Here is a 5,488-nt window from a genome sequence, read left to right as displayed (position 1 = left end):
GACCAAGGCGTAGTCGGCCCAGACAATAATGCAGCTGAAAATGCCATCAGGCCGTTTGTGATAGGCCGCAAAAACTGGCTCTTTGCCGGTAATCCTGCCGGAGCGGCAGCTAGTGCCAGCCTCTACAGTCTCGTCGAATCAGCGAAAGCAAATGGCCTGGAACCGTACAGATATCTTCGTTTTATCTTCGAAAAACTTCCTTTCGCAGAATCGCAGAGCGATTACGAAGAGCTGCTACCGAACAGGCTCAAAGCCGCCGACCTCCTTTTGCCGCAATCAATAAGTGGGGTTTAATTAGCGGATACGTAAAGATTTCAATTGCAAAAACTGCATCCAAAATTTTGACAGCAAGCAGTCTGCGGTAAACGCTGGGTACCGACCTTGTGGGCGGTGTCAGCCGTGAGGTTATTATGTTTGTCGGAGTATGATTCCAGAAAATTGTTCGCTTTAGAAAACATTTTCTTTTTCAAGGGAACGAAAACCTAAAAAAAAGATTTTTAGAAATTCGCATTGATAGGATATCTGGACTTTTAACACGGGAGTTGGAGATTATTTTCTTACCCAAGAAATTGAGTACTCACCTGCTGGATTATGTCCTAGGCACTTCGATTCCCTTGAACCAGTTAATTTTCTAGATCGGCTATGCAGGTGCCTGAAAAATAGTTTTAAAAATAGCTAATATGGTAGGCATCAAATTTCGACCAGATGACCTTCGTGGTCATGCGGCTACATTCACTTCAAGATCAGAAGTTTCTATTGAGAATAATTAAGGTGCTCCTCAGTCATGCAGATCTGTCAACTACTCAAATGTATCTCGGTAAAGCGTCCGACTATTAAGCAATCAGGTGGATAGAAAGTCGACATGGATAGCTGCTAGACGTAGGGGGATTTTGTTACACGTAACAGGAAATATCTTGATCTTATTAAACCGACGGGCAAATAGAAGAACTTGCACCTGCATTATGTCGCCAATATTGTGTTGTCACATACGTTTATCAGATTGTTTTTGTAGCACAAATCCCCACCGGGTTAATAAATTTGCATGATTGGGTTGTGTTTCAGGTCAAGGGCGGTAATTAGTTTGCCGCTGGTGAGAGATGAGAAAAAGAAACAAGACAACGATAAAATTTGCAGTGTATGGGCTTAAATAAAAACAATTAAACAACATCCAATTCACCTCACGTCTCTCGTTCCCAGTGGGTGTAAGTTGAAATGATTGCCTGATTTAAAAATCTCTTTGTTTACAGATTCGTCTCCCCCTTATTGAAAGCACTTTCAGGATCTAAATAGAAGTCACTGGTAAGTTGCATTTTTATATTAATATGACCTTTCTTATTGCAATTTATGTAGTTGCTACAAATATTATGGTACTTCCTGCCATCAGAGTCTGAATAGTTAACACAAAGCATACATGAGTGTTTGAGCCAAGTTAAAGGGTATGCCTCCTCTTTGACTAGAGGTCGACATAGAATTTTGTTTACCCATTCTCCTTTGCTATTTCCATCAGATACCACAACATTGATTGCGGAACCATTCCCTACATTTGATAGATACCAAAAGCCATCTTGTTTTCGACTAAAAACTAATACAGGCCTCATGCCTGATTTTTTTAAATGCTCAAATCTAGCCAATGCTAGGGCAAAGCTAAAAATTGCAACAATTAAAGCCAATAGGGATATTTGAATATCCATAACCGAATCCTAAAAATAAATTAATCATTAATATTAAAACCTGGTTTCAGGTTAAAATTTTGAACTATCTCCATGTTTCAATCCCCACCTTTCTCGCTCTTCTTTCATATTTTCCTTTTTTATATTTACATCAGTATATGTAATGTCTATAATTGGCCTGCAACTTAATAATTCGATTAAAACTTCATCATTATTAGTACGATATCTGATAAAGTCAGTGGATGGACAGAAAAGCCCTCCCCCAATATTCTTTTCAGGCCCCCTTCCGGAGAAGTATTCTAAGCTAGTATTTGACTCGTATTTATTGCGAATTTTCATGTCAAGCAGCGAGCGAAGTTCTTTTACTTCCTTCTTGTTGCTGTATATCCTTATTTCAGCTTTGTATAGCTTTTCGGTGTTGCATGTAAATGTAAGCATCACAGATGCTTTCTTGTCGAACAAGGTGTCTCTATACATTAAAATGTTGTTTGTAGGGTTTTTGTACTCTTTGGCAAGATCTATGTTAATAGGTATTTCTATATTATTCTCTTTCAAGTAATTTAGAACTTGATTTTTATTGATTCCAGAATTGAGAAAATCATATTCGAAGGATAATGCATAATGTGGATATGTGATTATCAGTAGCGACAACAACAGGAAACAATATGCACGTAAATGATTCATTTGAATACACTCTATTAGTAAGAATTAAATATATTGGCAAATGCGATATTTAAAGAGCATTCCTGTCTGTAGTTTTCATGGCAAAAGTCTGATCAAGTTTGGATAATAACCGTCGTGACGTGAAATCTGCTCATGTTTTTTACAGCAGGGATTCTTCTTCACACCAGCCCCTAGTTTTTAAAAATCGGTGAGAAATATAATTACCTGCACTATGGATTGCAACAATTCAAACAACCTCTCCCATGCTCTAATTGCTGAATTATTCTAGTAATTTATAATTGGTAGTTAATACCAAAAACACTCATCTGTCAATACAATTCTGCCATTGTACGCACACGAAGAATTTCACTATGACCAAGGAAGCTGAAACTAGAACATTACTATTGCCAAATCGAAGTTCTGCTTTTAAGAGTGATGTTTTTGGTTAAATTTTCTACTGATACTGCTGAAAATTAAACTGGCAATTTTTGACCTTATAAAAGAAACAGATTCTCGCCCCATGTCTGGATTGGTCAATAGGAGATATCTGGACTTTTGATAACTGCAAGTACGACCGGCATCACGAGTGGCGGCAATGACATTGTGTGTCAGCGCTGCAAAAGTTTTCGCCAGCTGGTGTATGCTTTTGTTCGAGTCATTCTTCTCCAAAATCCATTTGGTCGCCAGCTATTTCAGAGAAATACAATTCATCTGCCGAACTGCTTATTTCAAACACTCTTCGGCCTTTATCGTTTTCGTTTCTTTCAACCAAATCTCTTTCAGCTAAGTTTCTGCCTCTTTTGCCGACCAACTGATATGAACAGTCAAGCTCTTCAGCGATTTCTTTGGCGAACATTTGCTTTCTCTCATCATGAAGAGTCTTGAGGATACCTAACTCTGTATCTGGCAACAAATTTTCATCTGCTACGTCTTTTATTAATTTTTCGTATTTTCTCGAAAGGTTTACCAATCTACATGAACCTTTTTTGCACTCAGGGCATAGCATGTCGAATGCTTGAATTGCTGGTAACATTTCATGTGGATGGCGAGTACTACAATGGTCACAAACTATTTCCTGATTTACTTTTATATATGAGGCAATTATTGGGCTATAATCGAAAATTCTTTCAACAAAATAAAGGCGCTGTTCTCTCTTTTCAGTTGGTCTTCCAAATGAAATAGTTTGTTGCTGACAAAGGCCAAAATTGAGAGCAAATATTGATACTTCGCGGCCATCCCTGTCTTTCATTTCATAATATTTTGTGATGAAAAAATTCAATTCAAGTGTTGAAAGAACTTGGTCGTAATCAGAAAGAATATGGAAATGACTTGTAGGTGGTCGTCCAGTAATTTCACGCATCATTTTTGATTCTTTGTAGGTACGTAACTCTTTGGCCCTTTTAACAATTTGTTCGAGCAGTTCCTTCAGGCTATAAATGGATGATCTTTCTTCAAAGGTCTCATGGAGAAATTTATTTAATCGAAAATATTGGAAAATTTTTTCTTCATAATATCTTCGTGCTGCAGCTTGGATTGTGCGGATACCAATACGTTGTCCATAAATAGTGCTCATTTCATAGCAATAATAAAGGATATATCCAAGAATTCTGGGGTTACCCAGACAGGAGTAAAAAATTATTTTCCAGAAATCATCACTTTCGGTTTCAAAATAAGTTTCCGGTTCTTCTTGGCAATAAAATTGGAGACGTTTAGTCACTAGCCTTTGCGTAAAGTCAATTGCTTTTTCTTCCATTCCCGATACATCATTGCGACCATATGCTCTGAATATGTCTAGATAGACTTCATCGACCTTTGATAAATCAATGTCGCCGGGATAAAGCCTACCTGGATATACAGCAATTTTAAGTTTAATAAACTCTTCAGACCAATTATTGAATGGTGCAAGAATTGTATCAACTACTTGTTCCATGTCACTACGTGGTAATTCGGAGAAATCATCTATAAATATATATAAGTGGCGTAATCCTAGAGCAGAAAGTATTTCGCGTAAGCGTAGAATCAAACTACGAATATTCAATATTTTAATAAAAATTTGTGAATAATTCTTGCTTCGTTTTCTTTCGTGCTCTGAAAAGAGTTCTGCAACAAGTTTTGCTTGCACAGAAGGATTTTTTGATAAACTTGCAGCTGCTTCAGCAGCTATTTTAAAACTATCTTTTTCAGAATTTTCATCTTGCTTTTGTGCCTGTATGGCTCCAGTAACATCAAGATATTGTTCAGTCTCAAGGTCTTCAATAAATTCATCCAACTTTTCAAATAGTTCAGTTGCTGATCCCGTAAAAACTTCTTTCACTTGGCTTAAAAGACTGGAATTTACTCTTATTTTAATTTGACTCTTGATTTCTTTAATAAGATCAATCGTAAATCTTTTAAATACACATATTTTTTGAATGGTTTCTGATGATAGCGCTGCTTCAAACTCTGGTGGTATGCCACCAACCAGCTCAGAAGTAGATGATTCATACAATGATTTAATGTCGATATAAGCCCAAGTGGATTTTTTTTCTAAATTAAGAGCTTCTTGGGCCCTTTGGAAAATTGTAGATTTGCCAGTACCTTTTCTACCTACGAGAAAAGTTGTGTTCGGTTTTAATACGGTATGTAGAAGATGTTCATTTGGAAGTGGGTCTACATAGAGCTTAGTGATGAGTTGTTTTCCTTGCTCATTTACAAGCTCAGCTCGCCTATATAGCTTAAGAGTATCTATTGCTGTAAGAAATTTATCTTTTTTCATGTTTCACTCGAACGCCAAGCTTAGCGGTGAGCGACGAAGGAGCGAATCCTACAGCCCGCCGCGAAGCGGTGAATTTAGGGCTGTATTGCTACAGCGTTTTGTGTACGCCCGGCATGGGCGTGATCTTATGGGGTGTAAGTCCCCTGTATGTAAACCCTGTTCTTGTCGTAATGACAGGAACATAAATACTAGTCGAAAGCAAGGGCGATCCTGCGAGGGCTCGTCCGGAGGAAGCTGGAGTACAAAGTTATGGGCCGACGAACAGAAATGGCATACAAGGCCGAGTCTCCGGGTAAGTCAGCACAACATGACAAAGCCCCGGGTTCAGGAGATACGGTAAATGCCGCGGTCGTGTAACGACAGATCACGTCCTTATCCGGGGAGGCCTGTCCGGCCTGCA

5 protein-coding genes are annotated in these 5,488 nt (G+C 38.2%); 2 read left to right on the top strand and 3 right to left on the bottom strand.

Features of this window, described 5'->3' with window-relative positions:
- Together BUF15_RS26110 and BUF15_RS28600 are read left to right on the top strand one after the other, a co-directional pair.
- The coding region (locus BUF15_RS26110) for a transposase domain-containing protein (protein WP_143170905.1) at positions 1–294 on the top strand (294 nt) is incomplete at its 5' end.
- Between the two features lie 7 nt (positions 295–301).
- Positions 302–403 (top strand): Ada metal-binding domain-containing protein, encoded by a 102-nt coding sequence (locus BUF15_RS28600; protein ID WP_084554629.1) that lies wholly within the window; start codon positions 302–304, stop codon positions 401–403.
- An 838-nt stretch (positions 404–1,241) separates the two neighbouring features.
- Here BUF15_RS28600 and BUF15_RS26100 read toward each other — a convergent pair.
- From BUF15_RS26100 to BUF15_RS26090, 3 genes are all read right to left on the bottom strand, one after another.
- Positions 1,242–1,691 carry a hypothetical protein gene (locus BUF15_RS26100; protein ID WP_073617270.1) on the bottom strand — a complete coding sequence of 150 codons (450 nt, stop codon included), beginning with the start codon at positions 1,689–1,691 and terminating at the stop codon, positions 1,242–1,244.
- Positions 1,692–1,742: 51 nt separating this feature from the next.
- A complete protein-coding gene (locus BUF15_RS26095) occupies positions 1,743–2,354 on the bottom strand; it encodes a hypothetical protein (protein WP_073617268.1) in 612 nt (203 codons plus the stop codon).
- Positions 2,355–2,988: 634 nt separating this feature from the next.
- Positions 2,989–5,088: a MarR family transcriptional regulator gene (locus BUF15_RS26090; protein WP_073617266.1), complete on the bottom strand. Its 2,100-nt coding sequence runs from the start codon at positions 5,086–5,088 to the stop codon at positions 2,989–2,991.
- Positions 5,089–5,488 lie beyond the last annotated feature (400 nt).

Origin of the sequence: Desulfopila aestuarii DSM 18488 (assembly GCF_900143695.1) — a bacterium.
Classification (GTDB): domain Bacteria; phylum Desulfobacterota; class Desulfobulbia; order Desulfobulbales; family Desulfocapsaceae; genus Desulfopila; species Desulfopila aestuarii.
Note: the sequence above shows the minus strand (reverse complement) of the source record. Positions and strands in the feature narration are given on the sequence as shown.